Annotated in this window: 22 protein-coding genes; 15 read left to right on the forward strand and 7 right to left on the reverse strand. The window is 41.1% G+C overall.

The genetic code is table 11. From position 1 onward, the window contains the following. Nucleotides 1-500 precede the first annotated feature (500 nt). The 5 genes from L1266_RS19290 to ihfA all read left to right on the forward strand — a co-directional run bounded on the left by L1266_RS19290 (nt 501) and on the right by ihfA (nt 6,029). Nucleotides 501-1,556: a DUF2066 domain-containing protein gene (locus L1266_RS19290; protein WP_235378162.1), complete on the forward strand. Its 1,056-nt coding sequence runs from the start codon at nt 501-503 to the stop codon at nt 1,554-1,556. Beyond that, the gene (gene hda, locus L1266_RS19295; protein WP_171038282.1) at nt 1,556-2,266 is read left to right on the forward strand and encodes a DnaA regulatory inactivator Hda; all 711 of its coding nucleotides are present in this window, start codon (nt 1,556-1,558) and stop codon (nt 2,264-2,266) included. The genes L1266_RS19290 and hda overlap by 1 nt, the downstream gene beginning before the upstream one ends. Nucleotides 2,267-2,343: 77 nt before the next feature. Next, nucleotides 2,344-3,324, forward strand: a complete 981-nt coding sequence (gene pheS / locus L1266_RS19300; RefSeq protein WP_054552893.1) for a phenylalanine--tRNA ligase subunit alpha — start codon at nt 2,344-2,346, stop codon at nt 3,322-3,324. Between the two features lie 15 nt (nt 3,325-3,339). After that, complete coding sequence (gene pheT, locus L1266_RS19305) at nt 3,340-5,727, forward strand: phenylalanine--tRNA ligase subunit beta (RefSeq protein WP_235378163.1); 2,388 nt, start codon at nt 3,340-3,342, stop codon at nt 5,725-5,727. A 2-nt stretch (nt 5,728-5,729) separates the two neighbouring features. Then, nucleotides 5,730-6,029 carry an integration host factor subunit alpha gene (gene ihfA / locus L1266_RS19310; RefSeq protein ID WP_002960690.1) on the forward strand — a complete coding sequence of 100 codons (300 nt, stop codon included), beginning with the start codon at nt 5,730-5,732 and terminating at the stop codon, nt 6,027-6,029. Between the two features lie 64 nt (nt 6,030-6,093). Here ihfA and L1266_RS19315 read toward each other — a convergent pair whose 3' ends face one another. Beyond that, on the reverse strand, nt 6,094-6,900 hold the full coding sequence (locus L1266_RS19315) for a DUF2989 domain-containing protein (protein WP_235378164.1): 807 nt from the start codon (nt 6,898-6,900) through the stop codon (nt 6,094-6,096). A 174-nt stretch (nt 6,901-7,074) separates the two neighbouring features. Here L1266_RS19315 and L1266_RS19320 point away from each other — a divergent pair, with 174 nt between their 5' ends. The 9 genes from L1266_RS19320 to ccoG all read left to right on the forward strand — a co-directional run bounded on the left by L1266_RS19320 (nt 7,075) and on the right by ccoG (nt 18,773). Further along, nucleotides 7,075-8,517 carry a glyceraldehyde-3-phosphate dehydrogenase gene (locus tag L1266_RS19320; RefSeq protein WP_054552896.1) on the forward strand — a complete coding sequence of 481 codons (1,443 nt, stop codon included), beginning with the start codon at nt 7,075-7,077 and terminating at the stop codon, nt 8,515-8,517. A 202-nt stretch (nt 8,518-8,719) separates the two neighbouring features. Then, complete coding sequence (locus L1266_RS19325) at nt 8,720-9,847, forward strand: M14 family metallopeptidase (RefSeq protein ID WP_054552897.1); 1,128 nt, start codon at nt 8,720-8,722, stop codon at nt 9,845-9,847. A gap of 327 nt (nt 9,848-10,174) precedes the next feature. Then, complete coding sequence (locus tag L1266_RS19330) at nt 10,175-11,677, forward strand: alanine/glycine:cation symporter family protein (protein ID WP_054552898.1); 1,503 nt, start codon at nt 10,175-10,177, stop codon at nt 11,675-11,677. Between the two features lie 151 nt (nt 11,678-11,828). After that, nucleotides 11,829-12,155, forward strand: coding sequence for a hypothetical protein (locus L1266_RS19335; protein WP_054553080.1), 327 nt, complete (start codon nt 11,829-11,831; stop codon nt 12,153-12,155). Between the two features lies 1 nt (nt 12,156). Beyond that, the gene (locus tag L1266_RS19340) at nt 12,157-12,438 is read left to right on the forward strand and encodes a YeaC family protein (RefSeq protein WP_054552899.1); all 282 of its coding nucleotides are present in this window, start codon (nt 12,157-12,159) and stop codon (nt 12,436-12,438) included. Beyond that, complete coding sequence (locus tag L1266_RS19345) at nt 12,428-15,109, forward strand: DUF349 domain-containing protein (RefSeq protein WP_235378165.1); 2,682 nt, start codon at nt 12,428-12,430, stop codon at nt 15,107-15,109. The genes L1266_RS19340 and L1266_RS19345 overlap by 11 nt, the downstream gene beginning before the upstream one ends. Nucleotides 15,110-15,163: 54 nt before the next feature. After that, a complete protein-coding gene (locus L1266_RS19350) occupies nt 15,164-15,721 on the forward strand; it encodes a DUF1439 domain-containing protein (RefSeq protein WP_054552901.1) in 558 nt (185 codons plus the stop codon). A 111-nt stretch (nt 15,722-15,832) separates the two neighbouring features. Further along, complete coding sequence (locus L1266_RS19355) at nt 15,833-17,239, forward strand: sigma-54 interaction domain-containing protein (RefSeq protein WP_054553081.1); 1,407 nt, start codon at nt 15,833-15,835, stop codon at nt 17,237-17,239. A gap of 151 nt (nt 17,240-17,390) precedes the next feature. Further along, a complete protein-coding gene (gene ccoG / locus L1266_RS19360) occupies nt 17,391-18,773 on the forward strand; it encodes a cytochrome c oxidase accessory protein CcoG (RefSeq protein ID WP_235378166.1) in 1,383 nt (460 codons plus the stop codon). A 37-nt stretch (nt 18,774-18,810) separates the two neighbouring features. Here ccoG and L1266_RS19365 read toward each other — a convergent pair whose 3' ends face one another. The 3 genes from L1266_RS19365 to L1266_RS19375 all read right to left on the reverse strand — a co-directional run bounded on the left by L1266_RS19365 (nt 18,811) and on the right by L1266_RS19375 (nt 20,972). Beyond that, nucleotides 18,811-19,227, reverse strand: coding sequence for a hypothetical protein (locus L1266_RS19365; RefSeq protein WP_054552903.1), 417 nt, complete (start codon nt 19,225-19,227; stop codon nt 18,811-18,813). Nucleotides 19,228-19,412: 185 nt separating this feature from the next. Then, on the reverse strand, nt 19,413-20,318 hold the full coding sequence (locus tag L1266_RS19370; RefSeq protein ID WP_166340681.1) for a M14 family metallopeptidase: 906 nt from the start codon (nt 20,316-20,318) through the stop codon (nt 19,413-19,415). A 63-nt stretch (nt 20,319-20,381) separates the two neighbouring features. Next, nucleotides 20,382-20,972: a hypothetical protein gene (locus tag L1266_RS19375; protein ID WP_235378167.1), complete on the reverse strand. Its 591-nt coding sequence runs from the start codon at nt 20,970-20,972 to the stop codon at nt 20,382-20,384. A gap of 152 nt (nt 20,973-21,124) precedes the next feature. Between L1266_RS19375 and L1266_RS19380 the strand changes: the two genes are divergently transcribed. Then, nucleotides 21,125-22,162, forward strand: a complete 1,038-nt coding sequence (locus L1266_RS19380; RefSeq protein WP_054553083.1) for an AI-2E family transporter — start codon at nt 21,125-21,127, stop codon at nt 22,160-22,162. Between the two features lie 210 nt (nt 22,163-22,372). On the opposite strand, the gene L1266_RS19385 is transcribed toward L1266_RS19380, so the two are convergent. Genes L1266_RS19385 through L1266_RS19395 form a run of 3 tightly spaced genes read right to left on the reverse strand, consistent with a single transcriptional unit; the run spans nt 22,373 to nt 24,781 of the window. Beyond that, complete coding sequence (locus tag L1266_RS19385; RefSeq protein WP_235378168.1) at nt 22,373-22,789, reverse strand: hypothetical protein; 417 nt, start codon at nt 22,787-22,789, stop codon at nt 22,373-22,375. Beyond that, complete coding sequence (locus L1266_RS19390; RefSeq protein ID WP_054552906.1) at nt 22,776-24,113, reverse strand: ATP-binding protein; 1,338 nt, start codon at nt 24,111-24,113, stop codon at nt 22,776-22,778. Before L1266_RS19390 ends, L1266_RS19385 begins: the two co-directional genes overlap by 14 nt. Continuing rightward, on the reverse strand, nt 24,107-24,781 hold the full coding sequence (locus tag L1266_RS19395) for a response regulator transcription factor (RefSeq protein WP_054552907.1): 675 nt from the start codon (nt 24,779-24,781) through the stop codon (nt 24,107-24,109). Before L1266_RS19395 ends, L1266_RS19390 begins: the two co-directional genes overlap by 7 nt. Nucleotides 24,782-24,783 lie beyond the last annotated feature (2 nt).

Here is a 24,783-nt window from a genome sequence, read left to right on the forward strand (position 1 = left end):
TTTTCGTGCGTTTGGTTCTTTACGAGAAAGCGCTAAAAGCTGTTCAGATATGTTTGGATTCAATGTTATTAACCGGTGATTTTATATAGCCTATATTAGATCAGATATTTAAGCGGAATGGTATTAGTACAGAGTCTCTCTCAGCAACACCCCCTTAGGAGGCACTTCAGTGCCGATTTCAGACCATAACAAACATATTCATGGCTAAAGCCATTCCTACAAGTAGACTTTGCCTAGAACCAGAGGATGACGCAGGACCAAACACCCACACCGCGCAGCTGAACGCTGACGGCTGAAAGCTGATAGCTCTGTGTTGGGTTTCACTCCGTTCTACCCAACCTACGCCAGAATTCCAAACCTTTACTCCTTCAACTTTCCCCTCGCTAACTTTACTCTTGTAATTCACGAACTCGCTCAGCTGCCGTTCATTAAATTAACTTTGCTTTGTTTATGGCTTTGATTTAGGATCAAATCAGTTTAAAAGCAAGAACTAATGGCCTGTGTCTAGATTACTTATTTGTTTATTATTATTTTTTTCGAGTGCTTCAACCTTTGCTGTTGAGGTGACTAATTTATATCAAGATACTCTTAAAGTTGCAGACAAATCACGTGATGCTCGTTTGGCAGCAAGCCGTGAAGCTCTGCTAAATGTGTTGGTGAAAGTAAGTGGGGAGACAAGCGCAGATCAAAACCCGGTTGCTAAACAACGCACCCGCGACATTTCCGATTACATGCTCAAATTTGAATATGACGAAAAAGCAGATGGCAGTTTAAATCTAGTTGTTAAGTTCGAAGCCAATAAGATTAATGCATTAATCAAAGATCTTGGCTTGCCACTTTGGGGGACACGTCGTCCTTTGGTGGCGATCTGGCTAGGCATTGAAGATAACTGGCGCCGTGAATTGGTTACTCAAGAATCATACCCACAGCTTGAACAGCTTATATACGACAAAGCAAGTCGTCGTGGTTTACCTGTCGTTGTGCCACTGCTTGATTTAGAAGACCGTGCTATTGTTGGGATACCAGAAGTATGGGGTAATTTTTCTGAGCCTGTAGAGCGTGCATCGAGTCGTTATAGTGCAGAGCGCAGTATTACTGCAAGAATGTATCAACAAGCTGATTCAGAAACCTGGATCCTTGATTGGCGTTTCACTAATGCTGAATTATTCGATACTAATCGTTTGATGGGTGATAAGCAGCAAATTGTTGCAGATATGATTGATAGTTTAGCAGGTGGCTTAGCAGCAGAATACGCAATAGATCCAACGATGATTGGCCAACTTGCTACAGCAACTTTCTATCTTAAAGGTATCAATAACTTTGTTGATATTGAATTTGCTAAACGCCGTTTAGAGAGCTTAAGTGTTGTTACTCGTGCCGTAATATCTGTGCGTACACCTGATAGCGTTCAATTTACTGTTAATCACACTGGCAGCATGAATGATTTTAGAAAAGCGTTAGAACTTGATAGTGCCTTTAAAGCGTATCAGGACCCGCGTGATTTCTATCAAGTAGTCAATAAAGATGAGCTTGAATATCAGTGGCAGGGGCTTTAATCGCAGTGCAAGAACCAATGCAAATGGCATTACCTGTTACTTTGCCTGATGATGAAACATTTACTTCTTATTTTGGTGGCGAAAACTCGCTTGAAGTGAGTCACCTTAAAGATGCGTTCACAAAGCTTAGTAACAAATTTCAATATACTTATTTATGCGGTTTGGGCGATTCAGGTAAATCGCACCTGTTGTATGCGACCTGTATTCACGCTCAAGAGCGCGGTTTGTCAACCATGTTACTTTCGATGCGTGAAGTGATTGACTACGGCCCTGTGGTACTTGAAGGTCTCGAAAACCTTGACGTGTTATGTATTGATGACGTGCACTTGGTAGCAGGCAACGATGCATGGGAGAAAGGATTATTTAACTTTTTCAATCGCTTTAATGAGCCGGGCAAATACCTTGTGGTCACAGCTGATTTATTACCTGACATGCTACATATCAACCTACCGGATTTAGTTTCGCGTTTGAAGTGGGGCACAACGTTACAAATTCGTTCAATGAGCGATGATGACAAAGCCGAAGCGCTCGTACGCCGTGCTCACATGCGTGGCCTTGAATTGACGGATGAATGCGCGCGCTTTTTATTAACGCGATTAAGCCGTGATATGCGTGCATTATTAGACGTTTTAGATAAACTTGACCACGCCTCAATGGCTGCACAAAGAAAATTAACAATTCCTTTTATAAAATCAACGTTAAAGCTTTAGTAGGGCTAGAATCTAGTCCTTGCTTTCAGTTATCATTAGCTATTACAAAAATCCTTCTGTGAAAGACCAGGTACTCAATGAACTTAGAAAATATTTTAGCGCAAGCACTTGAGGCAGTTGCCAGTGCGAATGAAATCGCGCAACTAGAAGATATCAGGGTTAATTACCTTGGTAAAAAAGGTGAAATCACCAGCTTACTTAAAACGCTAGGCAAGATTGCCCCTGAAGAGCGTAAAGAAGCGGGTCAAGTGATTAACCAAGCAAAACAAGAAGTACAAACAGCCATTAACGAAAAGCGTGAGTTACTAGCAAGTAAGGCTCTTGAAGAGAAGCTAGCGGCAGAAACGATCGACGTAACTTTACCGGGTCGTGTTATGCCAACAGGTGGCTTACACCCAGTAACTCGTACTATTGAACGTATTGAAAGCTTTTTTGGTGAGTTAGGTTTTGCGGTTAAATCAGGTCCTGAAGTTGAAGATGATTTTCATAACTTCGATGCGCTAAATATTCCTGAGCACCACCCAGCGCGTGCTGATCACGATACTTTCTATTTCAACCCTAAGCTTGTATTACGTACACAAACAAGTGGTGTACAAATCCGTACCATGGAAACTGAGCAGCCACCACTGCGCATCATTTCTCCAGGTCGTGTTTATCGTAACGATTACGACCAAACACACACGCCAATGTTCCACCAAGTGGAAGGCTTAATGGTTGATACAGATGTAAGCTTCACTGAGTTAAAAGGTATTCTGCACGACTTCTTACGTAACTTCTTTGAAGAAGATATGGAAATTCGTTTCCGTCCTTCTTACTTCCCATTTACCGAGCCATCAGCTGAGGTTGATGTTATGGGTAAAAACGGCAAGTGGTTAGAGGTATTAGGCTGTGGCATGGTTCACCCTAACGTTCTTAAATCAGTGGGTATTGATCCAGAAAAATACACAGGCTTTGCATTCGGTATGGGTGTTGAGCGCTTGACGATGTTGCGTTACGGCGTAAACGACTTACGTGCATTTTTCGAAAACGATTTAAAATTCCTAAACCAGTTCCGTTAAGAGTGAAGATATAAAATGAAATTTAGTGAAAAGTGGTTAAGAGAGTGGGTTAACCCAGCAATCGACACACAGGCTCTTTCGGAACAGTTATCAATGGCTGGTCTTGAAGTTGACGGTGTTGAGCCTGCAGCAGCTGAGTTCACAGGCGTTGTTGTTGGTGAAGTGGTTGAGTGTGGTCAACACCCAGACGCTGATAAGTTACGTGTAACTAAAGTAAACGTAGGTGGTGATGAGCTACTTGATATCGTGTGTGGTGCACCTAACTGTCGTCAAGGTTTAAAAGTCGCTGTTGCGACTGTTGGCGCTGTATTACCAGGCGACTTCAAAATCAAAAAAGCCAAACTTCGTGGTCAACCTTCACACGGTATGCTGTGCGCATTCGTTGAGTTAGGTATCAGCGAAGAAGGTGATGGCATCATGGAATTACCAAGTGATGCACCAATCGGTACTGATTTACGTGAGTACTTAAGCCTAGACGACAACATTATTGATGTTGACTTAACACCTAACCGTGGTGATTGCCTAGGTATCAAAGGCCTAGCGCGCGAAGTGGGTGTACTTAACAGTGTTGATGTAAACACACTTGAAATCGCACCAGTTGCTGCAACGATTGATGACAAAGTATCGATTGAGCTTGTGAATGATGAAGCGTGTCCTCGTTATTTAGGTCGTGTGATCAAAGGTATTAACCTTGATGCAGAAACACCACTTTGGATGGTAGAAAAACTTCGTCGCAGTGGTATTCGCTCAATTGACCCTGTTGTTGATGTAACAAACTACGTTTTATTAGAGCTAGGCCACCCAATGCACGCATTTGATTTAAATGCAATTGAAGGTGGTATTAAAGTACGTAGCGCGAATGCAGGCGAAGAGTTAGTTCTGTTAGATGGCAACACTGCAAAACTAAACGAGTCTACGCTTGTGATTGCTGATCACAATAAAGCGCTTGCTATTGCAGGTATTTTTGGTGGTGAAAAGTCAGGTGTAACGGAATCAACGTCAGATATTTTATTAGAAAGTGCATTCTTTAACCCTGTCGCTATTGCGGGTCAAGCACGTAGCTACGGTTTACACACAGATGCGTCACACCGTTACGAGCGTGGTGTCGATTTTGCACTGCAAAAAGATGCGATGGAACGAGCGACAGCATTACTTCTTGAAATTGTTGGCGGTGAAGCAGGCCCAGTTGTTGAAGCAGTTGCAACTGACAAATTACCAAAAGTAACAGAAGTGCGTTTACGTCGTGAGCGTTTAGACCGTGTAATTGGCCACCACATTGATGATGCAAAAGTAACTGACATCCTAACGCGTTTAGGTTTAGACGTTAAAGTTGTTGATGGTGTATGGAGTGCTGACGTACCTAGCTATCGCTTTGATATTCGTATCGAAGAAGATTTAATTGAAGAAGTTGCGCGTGTATACGGCTATAACAGCATTCCTAACGTTGCACCAACTGCTAAATTAAAAATGACTAACCATGACGAGTCGCATGTTGCGGTAACTAAATTCCGCAATACGCTTGTAACACGTGGTTACCAAGAAGCAATTACTTACAGCTTCGTTGATCCAAAAGCACAAGCAATTTTACACCCGCAAAGTGATGCGCTTGTATTGCCACACCCAATTTCGGTTGAAATGTCGGCAATGCGCGTGAGCTTGATGCCGGGTCTATTAGCGTCGCTAGTTTATAATCAAAACCGTCAGCAACCACGCGTCCGTTTATTTGAGCACGGCTTAAAATTCTTACGTGACGAAAATGCTGAAAACGGCGTAAACCAAGTTGCTGTTATCGGTGGTGTAATCTCTGGTCTTGCGCACGGTGAACATTGGGTTCAAGAAAAGCGTAGCGTTGATTTCTATGACTTAAAAGGTGATGTTGAAGCACTTTTAGCTATTAGTAACGATTCATCACGTTTTGAGATAAAAGCAGAGCAGTCTGATGGCTTACACCCAGGCCAATCAGCCGTTATTTATGTTGATGGTAAAAAAGTAGGTTTCTTTGGTGCAGTGCACCCACAGGTGCAAAAGTCACTAGATATCAACAACACAGCATTTGTGTTTGAAATCGAAATGTCTGCACTAGAAAAAAGAAAATTACCAGAAGCCGTGGCAGTGTCGAAATTCCCGTCAAACCGCCGTGATATCGCGATTTTAGTGGAAGATCACGTAAAATCTGGCGATATTTTAAATGTCATAGAAAAAGTTGGCGGAAATCAATTGGTTGACCTAAACTTATTCGATGTGTATAAGGGCAAAGGTATTGAGCCAAATTATAAGAGTTTGGCGATTGCTCTAACACTGCAAGCGGTTGATAGAACGCTCGAAGAGAAAGATATCAATCAAGTAGTTGATAATGTGGTGGCCGCACTGGCCGAACAATTTAACGCATCGTTGAGGGACTAGATATGGCGCTTACTAAAGCCGACATAGCTGAACACCTATTTGAAAAACTCGGGATCAATAAAAAAGATGCCAAAGATTTAGTTGAAGCGTTTTTTGAAGAAATCCGCTCAGCGCTAGAAAAAGGCGAGCAGGTTAAGCTCTCTGGATTTGGTAACTTTGATCTTCGAGATAAAAAAGAACGTCCAGGCCGCAATCCGAAAACAGGTGAAGATATTCCTATTTCGGCACGCCGAGTTGTGACTTTTAGACCAGGTCAAAAGCTAAAAACTCGTGTAGAAGTTGGTACAAGCAAAGCAAAATAAGAAAAGGCAGCGTTAGCTGCCTTTTTTATTTGTCTGAGCACTGCACATTAGCGAGTTGGAATTATCAAAACCCGCGTGGTGATACGAAGCTTCCTTCTTGGATACTGTCGAAAGTTTTTTGTGCTAAGTCATCTAAGCTGTCTAGGCTTTTGCCTGCGGCAGCAAGTTGATTTTCGATAGGTAAAATATCGACATTTTCATACCCTGATAATTGTGCCACGCGTGCAAAAGTGTATGCGTGCTTATACTTTTCGTGTTTGTAGAATAAGCTCACAAGAGTAGGGTAGATCTCAGGGTTGGGTGTTTCACCTGCTTTATTTAACTCGAGCGTTTTGTATAGCAAATCAATGGTTTTTTCATCATCAAACTTCACGTAGTAGCTTGCCAAGAAAAACTGCATTTCAGCATCTTCGGTCACCCGTTTATCTTGTTTTTCTTCAAGGGCGAGTAGTTTAGTTAACGCTGATTGGTCGTTATTACGTGACCAATGGTAATACAACAAACCAGGGTGGTTCGTATTTTTGGTATCTTGAAAAATACGTGTCATTTCTTTAATGCTTGTTAAATGACCTTCAACGCGAGAGGTGGTTTTTTCTTTTAGTTTTATATGCTCAATCTTGGCCGCAAGCGATACACATTGATCGTATTTCTCAAAGTCTTTTAATAATTGATATTTGTTTTCGTCTGTTGGCGACTTATATTCAACATAACGTTGAATGATGACCTCGGCACGTTGCTCTTTACAGTGACTGTCTTTATTTAAATCACTGCAGAAGCCAGGTGTTTCGTCGCACACTTTCGCCAGTGTAAGCGGATCTTCACAGCCTGCTAATGCCAATAAACCAAGCAACACGCTTGCTCTTAATAACATTCCTTAACCTCTACTTAATTTGTACTACTTTATTCTAGCGCAATGATTTGTTCTGTAACAGTGGAGAATCGTTCGAGTTTAAATTAGAATACCCCTGCCTGAGATGTGTTGCTCTCAAATCACAACACATTTTTTAAGGCTATCCGTTCAAAATTGTTTAATTAGGTAAAAAAAATGACCTCATCTCACGAGTTAGAATACACAAGCAGCTGGCAAGAACGTCAAGATTACGCAGAAAGTATGCAACCTATTATTGGTAGACTTTACCGTAATCGTGGTATCGAAATCGCTGTATATGGCCGTCCTCTCGTTAATGCCAGTACAATCGATATCATCAAAGCACACAAAACAGTTGCTCAGTTTGAAGGTACAAAACTACGTTTACGTGAAAGCTTCCCTTTCTTAGAAGCAATTAGCAAAATGGACTTAAACTCAGCACGTATCGATATTGGTAAACTAGCGTATGGTTATTTGTTTAACGATGCTGCTAAAGGTCGCTCAGTTGAAGAGTACTTAACTGACGAATTAGCAGAAATCGCAAACTCAGAGCGTAAAGAACCACGTGATGTTGTGTTATACGGTTTCGGTCGTATCGGTCGTTTATTAGCGCGTCTTTTAATCGAGAAGTCAGGTCCTTATGCAGACCTACGTTTACGTGCAATCGTTGTACGTGGTGGTAAAGATGGTGACCTAGAAAAGCGTGCAAGCTTACTTCGTCGTGATTCTATCCACGGTCCATTCAATGGCTCAATTACAATTGACAAAGAGCGCAATGCAATTAAAGCTAACGGTAGCTACATCCAAGTTATCTATGCTAATTCACCAAGCGAAGTTGATTACACAGCTTACGGCATTGAGAATGCGCTTATTGTTGATAACACAGGTATTTGGAAAGACGAAGCAGGCCTTGGTCAGCACTTAGAAGCGAAAGGCGCAGCAAAAGTATTATTAACTGCACCAGCTAAAGGTAACATCAAGAACATCGTGTACGGTGTTAACAACCAAGATATCAAACCTGAAGATAAGATTGTCTGTGCAGCAAGCTGTACGACCAATGCTATTACGCCAACGTTAAAAGCGCTTAACGATAAGTTTGGTATCAAAAATGGTCACGTTGAAACTGTTCACTCGTACACCAATGACCAAAACTTAATTGATAACTACCACAAAGCTGAGCGTCGTGGCCGTGCTGCTGCACTTAACATGGTTATCACTTCAACAGGTGCTGCAAAAGCGGTTTCTAAAGCTTTACCTGAGCTTGAAGGTAAACTAACTGGTAACGCTATCCGCGTTCCTACGCCAAACGTATCAATGGCTATCTTGAACTTAAACCTTGAAAAAGGTACAACTGTTGAAGAACTAAATGCGTTCTTACGTGAAACAGCACTTCATTCAGACCTTCGTGATCAAATCGATTACACAGCGTCTACTGAAATCGTATCGACTGACTTAGTAGGTAGCCGTTACGCAGGTGTTGTTGATTCACAAGCGACAATCGTAGATGACAACCGCGTTGTACTTTACGTTTGGTACGATAACGAGTTCGGTTATAGCTGTCAGGTAGTACGTTGTATGCGTGATATGGCTGAAGTAACTTTCCCAAGCTTACCTCGCTAATACCTAAGTTATAAAGAATCTAGAAGCCAGCATTATGCTGGCTTTTTTAGTCGTGAAAGTTTTTGCAAATTTTCAGCATGTGATAGGCTGTTAAGGGTCTACACCATATTACTAACAAAACGTTCTAACTACAGAGCGTTGACTTAATTCTTAACTAACAAGCGAATAGCTAAGAATTATTTTTAACCAATAGGTTTATAGAATGAAAATCACCAGCAATTTTGACAGTGGTAATATCAAGGTTATTGAAGCCGTTGATCCACTGAATATTCAATTAGAAATCAATAAAGACAATCAGTCTGATTTTTTCCAGTGGTTTCACTTTCGTCTTGAAACAACTGCGTTTCAAAACCATAAATTACACATTAATAACCTAGAGAACTCAGCATACCCTGATGGCTGGGAAGGTTACCATGCGGTTGCATCATACGACCGTCAAACTTGGTTCCGTGTCCCATCTGAGTACGCAAACGGCACACTATCATTTGAAGTAGAGCCTGAGTGCGGCAGCATGTACTTTGCTTACTTTGCGCCATACAGCTATGACCGTCACTTAGATTTACTAGCATGGGCACAAAGCCAACATGCCTGTGAATTAGAAACATTAGGCGAAACCCTTGATGGTCGTGATATGAGTGTTTTACGTGTGGGTATTCCTAGCAGTGAGAAGAAAAAAATCTGGATCACGGCGCGCCAGCACCCAGGCGAAACTATGGCTGAGTGGTACGTTGAAGGTTTACTTCATAAATTACTTGATGATGAAGATCCACATGCAGCGGCACTATTATCTAAAGCGGTATTCTACATCGTGCCAAATATGAACCCAGATGGCAGTGTGCGTGGTCACCTACGTACTAACGCTAAAGGCGTTAACTTGAACCGTGAATGGCAAACACCGAGCATGGAAAATAGCCCTGAAGTTTTCTTAGTGCTTAACAAAATGCGTGAAACGGGCCTTGATATGCACTTAGATATTCATGGTGACGAAGCAATTCCTTATAACTTTGTTGCGGGTAGTGAAGGTATCCCGGGCTACGATGATCGCTTAAAAGAGTTAGAAGATAGCTTTAAAGCTGCGCTTTTAACTGTGACGCCTGAGTTCCAAGACGAACATGGTTATCCAAAAGATGAGCCGGGCCAGGCTAACTTAACTGTCGGTTCTTCTGCTGTCGCGCATGAATTTAATGCATTAGCGTACACGGTAGAGATGCCATTTAAAGATAACGATGATTTACCAGATCCAGATTATGGCTGGTCAGATCGTCGCTCGTATCAATTTGGTCAAGATACGTTAGCGGCTATTGTTAACGTGGTTGATAAATTAAGATAACGACCCTTACGGGCATCAGCAAAACTGATGCCCGTAATTGTATCTGATACCAATTTGCAAAAATACTTAATTAAACAAATTGGTATAAAAGTTAAAAAAGCAGCGGTGCAGAGCAGGATGCATCGAATGTTAATTTAGTAGGTACATTTATCATATTGAAAATTAACTGTTAACAAACTTGGTTGGTTTAAGTTAATATCCAATATATTCAGCTGTGAAGTAACAAAATTTCATTTTTATTTCTCACAGTTATCGAGTCGCGCATTCTCACAAGCTCACGCTGAGTATCGTAACTAACAATAAAAAATATAATCATAGAGGATATCCATGGAAGCTTTAGTAAGCGCCGTTAACGACATAATTTGGAGTGATGCACTCATTTATTTATGTCTAGGCGCAGGTCTGTTTTATTCCGTTTTAACCCGATTCGCACAAGTTAGACATTTTAAAGAAATGTGTAAATTATTACTTAGCTCTAATAATTCAGATACGGGTATTTCTTCGTTTCAAGCGCTAGCGGTTTCGTTATCAGGCCGTGTAGGTGTAGGTAATATTGCCGGGGTTGCTGCAGCAATCGGCTTTGGTGGTCCGGGTGCGATTTTCTGGATGTGGATAGTTGCGTTTCTTGGTGCAAGTACTGCGTATGCCGAGTCAACACTTGGTCAGATTTATAAATCAGAAGAAGACGGTCAATATCGCGGTGGCCCAGCATATTACTTCGACCGCTGCTTACAGCAAAAGTGGTTAGCCGTATTATTTGCAGTATCGGCGATTATTGCTTGTGGTGTATTCCTTCCGGGCGTTCAAGCGAATGCGGTAGGTAATGCATTCACACAAGTTTTTGGTGAAGGCACATTGGTTAGCACCAGCTTTGGTGAAGTAGGTAGCTTTAAGTTGGTTGCTCTTGCAATCATCTTAATTGTGCTTGCATTTATCATCTTTGGTGGCATTAAACGTATCGCAAACTTCACACAAATTGTGGTGCCATTTATGGCGCTAGGTTACATCGTGTTAGCGTTAATCGTGGTGTTCTTAAACCTAGATAAAGTGCCAGGTATCTTCTCAATGATCTTATCTGATGCATTCACCGCGCAAGCAGGCTTTGGTGCTGCTATTGGTTGGGGTGTTAAACGTGGTATTTACTCAAACGAAGCAGGGCAAGGTACGGGTCCGCATGCAGCATCAGCTGCCGAGGTAGATCACCCAGCTCAACAAGGCTTAGTGCAAGCATTTTCTGTTTATGTTGATACCATTTTTGTTTGTACAGCAACAGCGTTAATGATTCTAATCACTAAACAATACAACATTGTGGGTGAGTTACCTGCAGGTCAATTCATTGTGCAAAACGTTGATGCTGCAACTGAAGTAGGCTCTGCTGCTTTTACACAAATGGCATTATTTAGCGTATTTGGTGGCTTTGGTGAAGCATTCGTTGGTATTGCTTTATTCTTCTTCGCATTTACTACAATTCTTGCTTATTACTATATTGCTGAAACGAACGTTGCTTATTTAAACCGTTATTTCAAAGGCAATATTCCGTTGGTTGTTGTGAAGTTTGTCATCATGTTTATGGTGGCTTACGGTATGGTAAACAACTCAGGTTACATCTGGAATATTGGTGACATTGGCGTAGGCTTAATGGCCTGGATCAATATTGTGGGTATTTTGGCTATTTTCTTTGTCGCAAAACCTGCACTTAACTGTCTACGTGATTACGAAGATCAAAAGAAAGCCGGTGGTGAAATCACTTTTGATCCAGTTAAATTAGGCATTAAAAATGCGACTTTCTGGGAAAAGCGTCTAGCTGAAAAGGCGAAACAGAAACAATAAATCGTTTTTTTGAGTTTTTACGGTGAATTTAGTTGTGCAGGTTTTCGAATCTTCATAAATGAATGAAATTCAAAAAAGACATCGACTCATAAAACAAGTACAATAAAGGGCGCCTAAAGGCGCCTTTTTTATGCGTAGTATGGAGAAAGATATGGCGATTATTAGTTGCCCGCAGTGTGCAAAATCAATATCTGACAAACATAAGCAATGCCCGCATTGTGAATGCCAAGTCACCGATCTAAGCAATGAGCAATTGCAGCAAATGCAAAAAGAAACGCGCATTCGTAGACAACAAAAGTTTATGAATCAGTCTTTCCTCGCACTGATTTTATTTTTAGGGGGCTTTTTCTGTTATTACTTTATGCACCCCGAAGCAAAGTCTCTTGAGTGGTATGCCTATACATCGGCAATGGCAGTAGGTTTTGTGTGGTATCTTGTAAGCCGCATCTATTTAGTTGTTTTAAAAAAGAAAAAGTAACATGAATATTGATCACATCGTTAAAAATATCACCCCAGAAGTATTTGAACGTCTTCAGTATGGTGCCTCTACGGGTAAGTGGCCAGACGGCACTCCTTTGACTGAGGAGCAAAAACAACAAACCGTTCAACTCGTGATGCTTTATCAGGCTAAAGTTTCGCAAAGCAATGAGCAGTTTACCATTGGCGCAAATGGTGAAATGGTGCAAAAGAGCAAAGCTCAATTGCAAAAAGAATTCGCATCAGAAAATGAAATAGCTAGGTTTAGTGAAAATGATCTTTAAACACCTGTTTACTCCAAAATGGAAGCACCCTAAAAACCAAGTCCGTTTAGCTGCGGTTGAACGTCTTGATACAGAGCGTGACCTTAGCATCTTAAATAGCATTGCCCTTGAAGACAGCTCAGCTGAAATCCGCAAAAAAGCATTAAACAAAGTGAACGATATCGTTTTATGGTGGCAAGCATACAAGCAAGACCAAGCACTGAAAGTCCTTGCTGAGCAGCATATCAATCAAGCGGTTTTAAATACCGACAGCCAACTAGATGCAAATATCAAAAATGAGTTTATTGAGCGTTATGCACCTGTCAAAACTCTTGAAAAACTCGCCTTTGCAGAAAAAGAACTTCAAGTTCGCGTTAAGTTATTAAAGCGTTTAGCAAACCCAAGCCTAATTGATAAAGCCTTTAAAGAAGGCCGTGAAGAGCTACAATTGCAACTTGTTGAGCTTGTGATTAATCATCAACTTGCTAAATCACTATTAAAGCATGCAAAAGGTGAGGCGCATACCCAACTAGCTACTCATCTTGACAATGAACGCTTAGCGATAGAAATGCCTGCCAAAGTAGAAGCTGATACACGTGTGGTATTAGCAAAGCTTAATGCGCTTCGTGATAAAAATGACTTTCAGTTAGTGTCGATGCAACATGCTGAGTTATTACAGCAGTGGCAAGCTATCGAACTAAAATGGCTGAGCGATGAGCAAGTAAGCACGCTTGATAAAAAATATTCAGCGATTACGCAAAAGCTTGAATCGCATATTGCAGTTTTAAGTAAAGAGCATGAAGTAGCGCAGCAAGCGTTAGCTGAGCAACAACGTCAGGTATTGGCACTTGCAAGCCTTGAAGCAATTGGCGAAGAAATTGAAAATGCATTGCAATTAGGCTTAGAAACGCCAGAACAAATTCAACAAGATTGGCTAGAGGCAAAAGTTGCAGAGGCAAAAGATGCCTTAGCAGAGGCGGACTTAGCTGATAACCAAACTGTGCGTGATGTAAAACAGCATTTAGCAACTTTATTTAAGCAAGTTGAGCAGTTACCGCAACTGGTTAGTGCTATTGCTGAGTTTAAAGAGACATTTGATCAATTAAATATCGTTGCGACAACTGAAGACGAAAGCGAGTTTGACGGTCTTAAACAGCAGTTTGAGCAACAGCAAAAATTAGCACGCAAAAAGCTGGCAAGTATTCCTAGTCGTTTACAAGGTCGCTTTAAAGCAAATTTAGCTGAAACAGTAAACAGTTGGCAGCAAGCGATGGCACCGCTGACGAATAAGTTTGAGAAAAATCAACAAACAGCTAAGCGTAAAGCTCGTGATGTAAAACGCTTAATTGAGCAAGGTCGCTTTAATGTTGCCTTTGGTGTGTTTAAAGGTTTTGAAGAGCTATACGCAACACTTACAGACTATTACAAACAGCCATTAAATAGCCTTAAAGCTGATTTAGAAGCGCAACTAGCAGAAGCAAAAGATTGGCAAAAATACGCATCGGCACCAAAGCGTGATGCGCTACTCGTTGAAGTAAATGAACTTGTTGCAACCGAGTGTACTGACCCTAAACAACGTGCAGAGCATGTTAAACAGTTACGTCGTCGTTGGAATGAGTTAGGGCGTTTAGATACTGATGCAGAAAAGCAACAAGGCGAGTTATTCGATCAACAAATTGAATTACTGTTTGCGCCGTGTCGTGAGTATTTCGCAGAGCAAGAGCAACAACGTGAGCAAGCTAAAGCACAGCGCGTTGAAATAATCTCGCAAATGCAGCAGTTAACAGAGCTTGATAGCTCTTCTGATGAGTTTGATTGGAAGCAGTTTGAAAGCAAGTTCAACCGTACCGCAAAAGCGTGGCGTTCTGCAGGTAATGTCGATCCTAAAACATACCGTGAACTACAAACGCAATTTAAAGCTGCACAATCACAAGTACAAGGTCAACTTGCTGCATTTCATAAAGCAAATGCTGAACAAAAAGCAGCACTTGTTGAGCAAGCAACACAGTTATCACAAAGTGATGATTTAGCTGCTGCGTGCCAAGATCTAAAAGCGCTTCAACAAACTTGGCAGACTATTGGCTTTGCAGGAATGAAAGCAGAAAACACCTTGTGGCAGCAATTCAGACGAGTTAATGACGAGACTTTTGCTAAGCGCAGTGCCGAGTTTGAACAGCAAAAGCAAGTACAGCAACAAAATGACGAAGTTGCCGCACAGCAGTTAAGTGAGCTTGAGTCTGCACTTGAGACCGTGGTGCATCTTGCACAGCTTAAAGATTTAACAGTGAAGCTAGCAGAGCTTGAATACTCAAAAGCGTTATCGGCACGCGTGACTCAGTTAGAGGCAGCGATTAGTGCAAAATCAGCCCTAATTAGTAAGCAAGCAGAGCAGTCTAAATTAACGGCTTTATTTGCTGCTCTTGAAAGCAACAGCGAACTGCCTTCGCAGTTTCAAGCTTCATTAACAACTAAGCTAAACGCTGCGCAGCTGTTAACCCGTATCGAAATTCTGGCAGGCGTAGAATCGGCTGATAGTCAGTTACGTATGACAGAGCAAGTTGCGATGTTAGATGATAAACACCGTGGCGAACAGGCAGATGTTTATTATTACTTAAAGCAATTACTTGCAGTCAGTGAGGGTTCAGTTTCAGCTGACACACTAGCAAGGCTTAAAGCAATATTTGCAATTTAACGAATAAAACCGCTTTTTAAAGCGGTTTTTTTCCGTGTGTTTTTGAGGAAAACAATGAGAATTTTATTACTACTTACCTGTTTATTTTTAGGGGCATGTAAAACGACAGATCAAGGGATGTCTGTTTACTCGTTTACCAATTCTGAAATTGAAGCAGCCCTTGCTAATCAATTACCAAAACTAAGTGAACAGATTAAGCTGATGGGCTTACCAGTTGATTTTGCGGTAAACGACCTGAGTGTCAATGTTGGCCCAGATAAACGTGATGTGGTGGTTTTAGGGGCCGATTCTAGTGCCGTCATCAAAGCGTTTGCGCTTAAGTATCCAGTACGCTTAAAGCTACAAATCGAAGGTAGCCCATTTTATGACAGCGAGAAAAAAGCGGTCTTTTTACGTAATGTAAAACTGGTTGATACAACAATCGACACCGCGGGTTTCAAGGGCAGCTTAAACTTATTAGACGACGAAGCAATGCAAGTGATTAACGGCTTTTTAGCGGTTAACCCTGTCTATAAGCTAAATATGAACGACCCTAAAGTCGCACTATTGAGCAAATTACCATTAGATATGAAAGTATCTCAGGGTGAAATTATTTTAGTGCCCACACTGTAAAACTATTTGATATTTTAAAGCGGCTTCTAGCCGCTTTTTTTGTAATTGCTTGTTAAGCATGTTTAACCTTGCCATAATTGCTCGTGATATTTCGCGAATTGAGTGATGGCTATGATCAAGGAATTTTTAAACGACCCCACATTGCTGCTAAATGCCGTAGGTGAAGGTATTTATGGCTTCGATTTATCGGGTAATGCAGTTTTTGTTAACCCTGCCGCTGAGCGCATGACAGGCTGGAAAGCAGACGAACTCCTTGGTAAAAAAATACATCAATATCATCATCATACTCGTAAAGATGGCTCACCATACCCCGCAGATGAATGCCAAATATATTGCACCATGTTCGATGGCAAACACCGTCATGTAAACGATGAAGTATTCTGGCGTAAAGATGGTAGTTATTTTGCTGTTGAATATACATCAACACCAGTGTATAAAAATGGTGCCTTGATTGGGGCAGTCGCGATTTTTCGCGATGTATCCAAACAACAGCAAACAGAAGTGGCGTTACGTGATGCCTTAGCACAAGTTCAGCACTTATCTGAGCAGCTACAAGCTGAAAATGCTTACCTTATTTCAGAGTTAAACGAAGATTGGCAAGACTCTGGCTTAGTTGGGCAAAGTCATTCATTTCAAAGTATGCTCGAGCAAATTACCTTGGTAAGCCAAACCAATAGTACGGTTTTGATTTTAGGTGAAAACGGCACGGGTAAAGAGCTGGTGGCACGAAACCTTCACCGCTTGAGCAATCGTGCGGAGCAACCTTTCATAAAAGTGAACTGTGCGGCGTTTTCAGCCAACTTAATTGAGTCTGAGTTATTTGGTCATGAGAAAGGGGCGTTTACTGGCGCTAATGAACGCAGAAAAGGGCGTTTTGAACTGGCTGATAAAGGCACTTTATTTTTAGATGAAGTGGCAGAGCTGCCATTAGAGGCGCAAAGTAAATTACTGCGGGTACTACAAGAGCAAGAGTTTGAGCGTGTCGGTGGTAGTCAAACTTTAAAAGTCGATATCCGAGTGTTAGCTGCAACAAATCGTAACTTGTGGCAAATGGTTGAGCAGGGCAGCTTTCGAATGGACTTGTATTATCGCTTAAATGTGTTTCCCATTCGTGTGCCTGCGCTTCGTGAACGCAAGGAAGATATTCCACTACTCGCAGCAAATATTATTACGCAGCTGAACAAGCGCTTAGGTAAACAGTTAAAAGGGCTTAGCAAAGCAACACTCACCAAACTGGCGAATTATGATTGGCCAGGCAATATTCGTGAGCTACAAAATATCCTTGAGCGTGAAGCTATTTTGTCTAAGCAAACTGTACTGCAGCTTTCAGCACCTTTGAGTAACGAGCAATCAAATGAGCAGGTGGTTTCCCTTGATGCGGTGCAAAAGCAGCATATTTGTGAGGTGCTAAAACGCTGTAACGGGCAAATATCAGGTGAAAATGGTGCTGCAACCTTGCTGGGACTGCCTGAAAGTACCCTTAGATCAAAGATGAAAAAGCTAGCGATAAAGCGTTAGTTCGTGATATATCGCGATCATTCGCGATATATCGTGCTTTTGAGCGTTCAAATATAAATTTAATCATTTAATATCAATAACTTATTTTTAATTTTTCTTGGCCTGATTGTTGCTCTGTCAGGTTATTACCGACACAAAAGTAAGTAGCAAAATGAAATTTGATATTAAAGAGCAAGACTTAATCATCAAGCCCTACAACCAAGAAGGGCCAATTTATATTCGTGAGCAAAAGGGGTATTTCCAACGTATCCGCCGTTACTTAGGCTGGGTGCTGATGCTGACGTTCATCGCCATTCCGTGGATCCCCTATGATGGCCGCCAAGCCGTATTACTCGATGTAGCCAGCCAAAAATTTACCCTGTTTGGTTTAACGCTGTTACCACAAGATTTTATGATCTTAGCTATGTTATTTATGACAGGGGCGTTTGCATTGTTTTTCGTCACTAATTGGTTAGGGCGTGTTTGGTGTGGTTACACTTGTCCTCAAACAATTTGGATGCTGATGTTTACTTGGATCGAACACAAAGTTGAAGGTAACCGTAATCAGCGTATTAAACTTGATAAAGCTGAATGGTCAGTGAGTAAATGGCAAAAGAAAATTACTAAGCATGCAGCTTGGCTGGTGATCTCATTGCTTACATCTATGTCATTTATGGCTTATTTCATCCCCGCTAAGTCTCTATACATGAGCTTATTTACCGTAGAAATGTCTGGTATCGTCAGCTTTTGGGTATTCTTGTTCGCGTTTTGTACCTATGGTAATGCGGGATTCTTACGTGAAAAAATGTGTACAGTGGCGTGCCCATATTCACGTTTTCAATCTGTGATGTTTGATAAAGACACGTTAGTTGTTACCTACGATCAAGCGCGAGGGGAGTCTCGTGGTGCGCGTAAGCGTAAAGCCGACCCTAAAGAATTAGGCTTAGGTGACTGCGTAGACTGTAACCTATGTGTCGAAGTATGTCCGGCGGGTATCGATATTCGTAATGGCTTGCAGTATGAATGCATAAACTGTGGCTTATGTATCGATGCATGTGATAGCACTATGGAAAAATTCAACTATCAAAAAGGACTGATCAAATACGCCTCAGAAAAACAAATGGAAGGCAAAACGACCAACCCATTTAGGTTAAAACTGCTTGGCTATGGTGGTTTAACGGCGCTGTTTGTCGTGGGCATGGTTGTGTGGATGGCAATGCGAACACCTATTGAGGCCTCTGTCATTCGTGACCGTAATTCCCTGTATCGTGTTAATTTTGAAGGTTTAGTAGAAAACCCATATACCTTATCAATTATCAACAAAACACAGCATAGCTTGAGCTATTCAATCGGTATAAGTGGTATTGCAGAAGCAAGCTTACAGGTGCCTGAAAAGATAACTGTTGAAGCAGGTCAGATGAAACGTGTGCCTGTCACTGTGGTTGCTGATGGCTACGAGTTAAAGTCAAAAGTAACGCCTATTAGTTTTCACATTCAAGCATTAGAAGATGCTGATATCGCAATAACTAAAGAAACTAAGTTTTACCGAGATTAACCTCAATCACGGCTCTAGAAACGAAAATGGCTTGTTTTTAACAAGCCATTTCTGCAAATTCGAGCTGCTTTAGCACATAAGCTTTAGCGCTGTCTAAATCATCAAATAAACAGTCCATTATTTGAATTGGAGATTGTGCTTGTGCAATGATGCGTTTCATTTGATTAAGCACAATAGACGAGCTAAACATATAAGCGGTTGCTATACAGTTAGTGCCTTGCAGGGCACGGAATAATTGAGTAAAACCACGTTCTGCATCAGGGGTGGTAGCAAGTAAATGGGTAGAATGACTAATATACGCCCACGGCTTTCCAGCGAAAGCAGTAATATGCTTTTTTAAATTGATTGCAAAGTCATTGACTAAACGAGCGTTAATATTGCCAGAAAACTGCCCAATAACAATTGGACCTTCAGTAATAATCCTGACACTGCCATAGTGATTCTTAAATTCCAATTTGCTTCCTTTTGAACTTAAAAAGAGCGCGAATTTTATACAATTCTATGTATGTGTCTAGTTATTTAGTATACAAATTTCAAAAAACATAACTTTTTCATTAATTTTATTTTTATGTGAATCCTATCTAATTATTTTGCATTGGAGTGAATAAATAATCCACTCCCTTTTTAAAGTATAGCTAACTATTTGTTAACAATGTAGTTTAGAGCACCGGTAATTGAGGCTACTTGTGCATCAATACAAATGTCATCATTTGCTTGTGGACTATCAGGGTAAACCTCTGTTGTTGTGACATATTCTGCATCGGTTAAGCCCATACATAACCCCAGTTTTTTCGCTTGGTAATTAATTACACCAAATTGAGTTTGTGGTACGCCAATCAATTGGTTATTCTCATCACTTGGTGCGATGTGGGTTACTTTCTCAACTGATTTTATAATCGCTGTTTGAAATGCATCATGCGGACGCTCACTATCAGCGACAAGATAAAAGCCATCAGGAATGTTCCAGTTATCGTGGGTCGTTGCATCACGTGCTGCTAGAGCAGGGCGAAACTCACTATTATCAGTGTCTGTCGTTTCATGTAGGTCAATATGCACATAAGGTGCAATAGTGTTATCTGCTAAATATTGCATAATTGCTGCAGACTCTTCAGCGGGGCTATCTGCATAGAAAGAGCGATTTGGATCCGTGGCATTTGGATTCCAGCGGTTAATCGTTTCATATCCCCAAGGGCTGATACACGGAGCCACTAAAATATTAAAATCAGCAAAGTAGTCTTTGGCACTTCTCTTAGCAAACGCTAAAGCACCATGCACGCCACTTGTTTCATAACCATGAACACCACCGGTAACCAGCACAACAGGTTTATCAGCTTGCCATTGTTTGCTCTTTAAAATGTAAAGAGGGTATTTGTCGCTGTCGTAACTTAATGCGCCATATTGCTCAATATTGAAATCGCTTGTTAAAGAGTCTAGTTGCGATACAACATCATCTAAATAGCTACGCTTTACTGACTGTAATTCAAACCATGCTTTCTTATCTTCTTTGTTCCACGGCTTACCAGGGGTTCCTATAGGGTAACTCATAAAATACCTTGTTGTGACTTGCTGCAAAACGCCAAGCTTATCTAAGCTGTTAAGCTGCTGCAACTAGATAAGCTCAGTAGTAAAGTTACCTTGCTCGTACAGCTTTGCATGATGGTGCTTATGGGTCTCAAATAAGTAATTACGAAGTGCATCTTCACCTTGGCACACTTTCACTATTTTTCCGGCAATTCCTTTGCTGGTCGTTCTTATTGGCTTTACGCTAAGAATAACCTGTTCTTCACTCGGTAAATTAAATGCCAACAGTATTTCTTTATTGAGAATAGGAGTTTGACGCTTTGGCTTGAGTAACACGCCTGTGCTTGATAAAGACAATATTTGAAATTGTTCGGTGTGTATTTCGAGATCAGGCGTACGCCAGCTGCGCTCAATGCCTTTGGTGTCTATTACTTCTGGTGCGCTAAGTACAGGGATCAGCTGACCATTCTCGTCCTTGGTAAATTCAAGCGGAAACCACAATTGATAAATCCCCACTTCAGCAAGCAGTGTCAGTTTGGCATTGGTAAGTAAGCCGTTTAATTTATCAGGCAAATTGAGCCTAACAGACATTTTTGTATCGGTTGGATCGCTATCAGTCCGTTCTGCCTCGAATAAACGGTTGAAAAAAGTGAGTTCTTGTTCGGATAAATGTGCCATATAAAGCTCCTTTTAAAGCACGCTTAGTTATATGTATCATAAATTGTTCAAATTATGCACGTATAAAGAGCATTAATTGTGCCAGCAGCTTTGTGATTTATTTTGCGACGTATTTCACTTACACTGATAAAAAAACTAACAAGGATTTTATTTTGTCGAGCCTGACTGGTGTAAATAAAAGTTTAGTGATATTTGCTGCTTTAGTCGTTGTTTTAGCTGGTATTAAAGCTGCAAGTGTGATTGTTATCCCATTTGTATTGGCAGCCTTTATTGCCATTATTTGTAATCCCTTAATTCGTTTCTTTGCCAAATACGGTATCCCTAAAGGCATTGCTGTTGTATTTGTGATGTTGATGATTGTCGGTGTAGGGATAAGCCTTGCCGGGTTGGTTGGGCAATCTATGACCGATTTCTCTGAAAAGCTGCCGGAATACAAAGCACAACTAAAAGAAGAATTTGTCTGGGTGGTTAATGTTGCAGCGAGTTATAACATCCTGATTGATAAAGAACAGATTATTTCTTTATTCGATCCGGGCAAAATGATTGATGTTGCAACCAACATGCTCACAGGCCTCGGTGGCGTGATGGCGAATCTGTTTTTGATCATCCTAACCGTGGTGTTCATGTTGTTTGAAGGACCTATGCTGAGTAAAAAAGTGCATTTAGCACTGGATGATCCTGAAATGAAAATGCAGCAGGTTGACCGGTTCTTAGATTCAATTAATTCTTATCTGGCTATTAAAACGCTGGTTAGCTTAGGCACAGGTATGCTTGCAGGCTTTATGCTTTGGGCACTTGATGTTGATTACTTTGTACTTTGGGGTGTAGTGGCGTTCATGCTTAATTATATCCCTAACATTGGCTCTATCATTGCTGCGGTGCCTCCTGTGTTACTTGCTTTGATCACTCAAGGCCCACTGGTTGCAGGGTTTATTGCTGGTGGTTATTTAGTTATAAACACGGTGATGGGTAATATCGTCGAGCCGCGTTTTATGGGTAAAGGGCTGGGTTTATCGACGCTGGTGGTGTTTTTATCCTTGATTTTTTGGGGCTGGCTGATGGGGACCGTGGGTATGCTGTTATCAGTTCCATTGACCATGATAGTTAAAATAGCCTTAGAGACTAGTCAAGAAGGGCGATGGCTTGCTACTTTGCTTGGCAATGGCGAAGAGCTAAAACTTGAAGAGTAATACCAATCCGCAATAATACTTAATCATTTTGAGGGATTAAACCTGTCGCTATCTGCGTTAAAAATTTCTGATTTAGAATAACTAAATAACGAAATTTTTGCCTTGCTATCAACGAGGTTTTCTTGCCTCAAAATAGACCACTTAATTAAGCGAATTGGTATAAAAAGGCGCTTAAGCGCCTTTTTGTCTATGAAAATCTGTGAGTTGCTATTACTTTAGAGGTCGCTGTAAAACCTGCACATGGTTTTTCAGGATCTCAATTTCACATTGCTTGTAGGCAATAGCGGCTTTCGTACTATTTGGCATTTTTTGTAGATAACGCCAACGACAGCTGTCTTCTAAATAACGCTCTTGGTTCTTGATGCTGCGATTAAAAATCGGTAGCAATTGGCTGTTACCGCTATCCTCTTTGATTTTCTCAAGATCCATAGTGAGCTTATTAATCCACATCTTTTGGTCACGCTGCAGATCGGCGATAACTTGATCAAGACATTGAATATAGCGTTTGGTGTCATCGGTATTGTTGCTAGCAAGCTCACACGTTTGCTCTGCTTGAGCATGCGATGCACTCGCAATTAAAGCTAGAAAGCTGCCCTTAACGAGTATTGATGATTTATTTTTTATCATGGTAATTAAACTCTAATATAAACTCAGCACCGGCTAGTTTCTCTGCATCTTTAATGGTTAAGGTGCCATTATACGAGTTGACTAAATCCGACACGATAGCCATGCCGACACCGTGGCCACTTTCATAGGTATCGAGTCTGGTACCGCGAGTCAGTAATGATTCACGCTTGTGCTCAGGGACACCTGGGCCATCATCACTTATACTGAGGGTTAACTTTTTGTTCTGCTTAACCTTTATATCGACCTGTGAACGGCAAGCTTTACAGGCATTATCGATTAAATTACCAAGTAGTTCCATCAAATCTGTTTTATCACCCAAGAAATAGTCTTTTTCACTAACCTCTGAGGTAAATATAATATCTTTGTCGCGATAAACCTTGCTCATCGCGCTTATAATTGAGTCAATAACAGGCTTGATATGAGTTTGTTTCTTCCATGTGTCAGACGCACCTGTTGCAGCGCGCTTTAACTGGTGTTCGATCATCACATTAATTCGGTCTAGCTGCTCTTGTGCATCCGCATCATTGGCTAAAGGGCTTGATTTAAGCACTGCCAAAGGCGTTTTTAATGCATGAGCAAGGTCGCTCAACGAAGCACGGTAACGCTCTTTTTGGCGTTGCTGCGATTCAAGCAATAAGTTTAAATCGGCTTTAATAGTTTGTAGTTCAACCGGGTAAAGACCTTTAATTTGTTGGTTATCACCCGACTCAATGGCTTTAATTTCTTTATCGAGTCGTTGCAGTGGTCTTGCACTCCAAACAAAACCAATCGCCATGAGTGCAGCAATGGACACTCCCATGACATACATCCAATTTACGAGTGTCTGTTTAAAGCCATCCATCAACCTCAGTAGGGCATCATTGCGCTTTAATAGAATAAAACGTGCATGCTCAGATTGATCAATGTTTTCTAAAATAACGGTAAGGGTTAATTGCCAATACACGGTATTGTTGTATTCAACCCGACGAAAATCCGCAGAGCCAGCTGGGGCTTCAAAGTTATCAGGAATAAAGTTGATATTAGTAGCCGATTCAGAATACCAAACTGGTAAGTCACCGCGATAAACCATCGCGTAGGTATCTGAGTTTAATCGATTTAGCTCTGGCGTTAAGATGGTGCTTGGCATAACAATGCCACGTTCAGTGAAATCAACTTCAGAAATTAATGAATATAAGTGAGCTTCGAGGGTTTTTTCGGTCGCTTCGACCAAAGAGGCGTAGTAAGCCTTACCAATTGAGAAAAACAGAATTGGTAGGGCGACTAATAAAACAAAGACAAGGATAAATCCTTGCCTTACTTTAAGCGGTATTTGCGATGCTACCACTGACTTTTTAGCCTATAACCACGGCCGCGTAATGTTTCAACTGGGTTAAGGGTACCATCAGGGTCAAGCTTCTTACGTAAACGTAATACGAAAACTTCGATTACGTTTGAATCAAGGTCAAAGTCTTGGTCGTAAATGTGCTCAGTTAGTTCAGATTTAGAAATTACCTTTTGTGGATTAACCATTAGGTATTCTAAAACTTTGTATTCGTATGCCGTTAAGCTAAGTTCTTTATCGTTAACCCATACTTGCTGTGAGCGAGTATGAATTTTAATAGGGCCAGCTGTCATTTCAGGGTTTGCTTTACCGGCGCTACGGCGGATAAGCGCATTACAGCGGGCAATTAGCTCTTCAACGTGGAAAGGTTTAGTTAGGTAGTCATCTGCACCTGCATCTAAGCCTTCTACTTTATCTTGCCAACGGTCACGTGCCGTTAAAATCAAAATAGGAATGGTAATACCTTGTGCACGTGCTTTGGTAATTAGTTCAATACCATCAACTTTAGGTAAGCCTAAATCGACTACCGCCATATCTAGCGGGTATTCGGTAATATGGAATAAACCAGCTTCACCATCGTGACAAAGGTCAACGCTGTAACGCTCTTTTTCTAGGGCATTACGAAGGTTATCTGCTAAGTGTAAATCATCTTCAATAACTAAAATTCGCATTC

The sequence above is a fragment of the Pseudoalteromonas sp. Cn5-37 genome (assembly GCF_021532495.1).
Lineage (GTDB): Bacteria > Pseudomonadota > Gammaproteobacteria > Enterobacterales > Alteromonadaceae > Pseudoalteromonas > Pseudoalteromonas simplex.

What these genes read in the sequence shown, in the direction of transcription:
- pheS (WP_054552893.1), top strand. Translation starts at nt 2,344, where the DNA reads ATGAACTTAGAAAATATTTTAGCGCAAGCACTTGAGGCAGTTGCCAGT.
- pheT (WP_235378163.1), top strand. Translation starts at nt 3,340, where the DNA reads ATGAAATTTAGTGAAAAGTGGTTAAGAGAGTGGGTTAACCCAGCAATC.
- ihfA (WP_002960690.1), top strand. Translation starts at nt 5,730, where the DNA reads ATGGCGCTTACTAAAGCCGACATAGCTGAACACCTATTTGAAAAACTC.
- L1266_RS19315 (WP_235378164.1), bottom strand. Translation starts at nt 6,900, where the DNA reads ATGTTATTAAGAGCAAGCGTGTTGCTTGGTTTATTGGCATTAGCAGGC.
- L1266_RS19320 (WP_054552896.1), top strand. Translation starts at nt 7,075, where the DNA reads ATGACCTCATCTCACGAGTTAGAATACACAAGCAGCTGGCAAGAACGT.
- L1266_RS19325 (WP_054552897.1), top strand. Translation starts at nt 8,720, where the DNA reads ATGAAAATCACCAGCAATTTTGACAGTGGTAATATCAAGGTTATTGAA.
- L1266_RS19330 (WP_054552898.1), top strand. Translation starts at nt 10,175, where the DNA reads ATGGAAGCTTTAGTAAGCGCCGTTAACGACATAATTTGGAGTGATGCA.
- L1266_RS19335 (WP_054553080.1), top strand. Translation starts at nt 11,829, where the DNA reads ATGGCGATTATTAGTTGCCCGCAGTGTGCAAAATCAATATCTGACAAA.
- L1266_RS19340 (WP_054552899.1), top strand. Translation starts at nt 12,157, where the DNA reads ATGAATATTGATCACATCGTTAAAAATATCACCCCAGAAGTATTTGAA.
- L1266_RS19345 (WP_235378165.1), top strand. Translation starts at nt 12,428, where the DNA reads ATGATCTTTAAACACCTGTTTACTCCAAAATGGAAGCACCCTAAAAAC.
- L1266_RS19350 (WP_054552901.1), top strand. Translation starts at nt 15,164, where the DNA reads ATGAGAATTTTATTACTACTTACCTGTTTATTTTTAGGGGCATGTAAA.
- L1266_RS19355 (WP_054553081.1), top strand. Translation starts at nt 15,833, where the DNA reads ATGATCAAGGAATTTTTAAACGACCCCACATTGCTGCTAAATGCCGTA.
- ccoG (WP_235378166.1), top strand. Translation starts at nt 17,391, where the DNA reads ATGAAATTTGATATTAAAGAGCAAGACTTAATCATCAAGCCCTACAAC.
- L1266_RS19370 (WP_166340681.1), bottom strand. Translation starts at nt 20,318, where the DNA reads ATGAGTTACCCTATAGGAACCCCTGGTAAGCCGTGGAACAAAGAAGAT.
- L1266_RS19375 (WP_235378167.1), bottom strand. Translation starts at nt 20,972, where the DNA reads ATGGCACATTTATCCGAACAAGAACTCACTTTTTTCAACCGTTTATTC.
- L1266_RS19385 (WP_235378168.1), bottom strand. Translation starts at nt 22,789, where the DNA reads ATGATAAAAAATAAATCATCAATACTCGTTAAGGGCAGCTTTCTAGCT.
- L1266_RS19395 (WP_054552907.1), bottom strand. Translation starts at nt 24,781, where the DNA reads ATGCGAATTTTAGTTATTGAAGATGATTTACACTTAGCAGATAACCTT.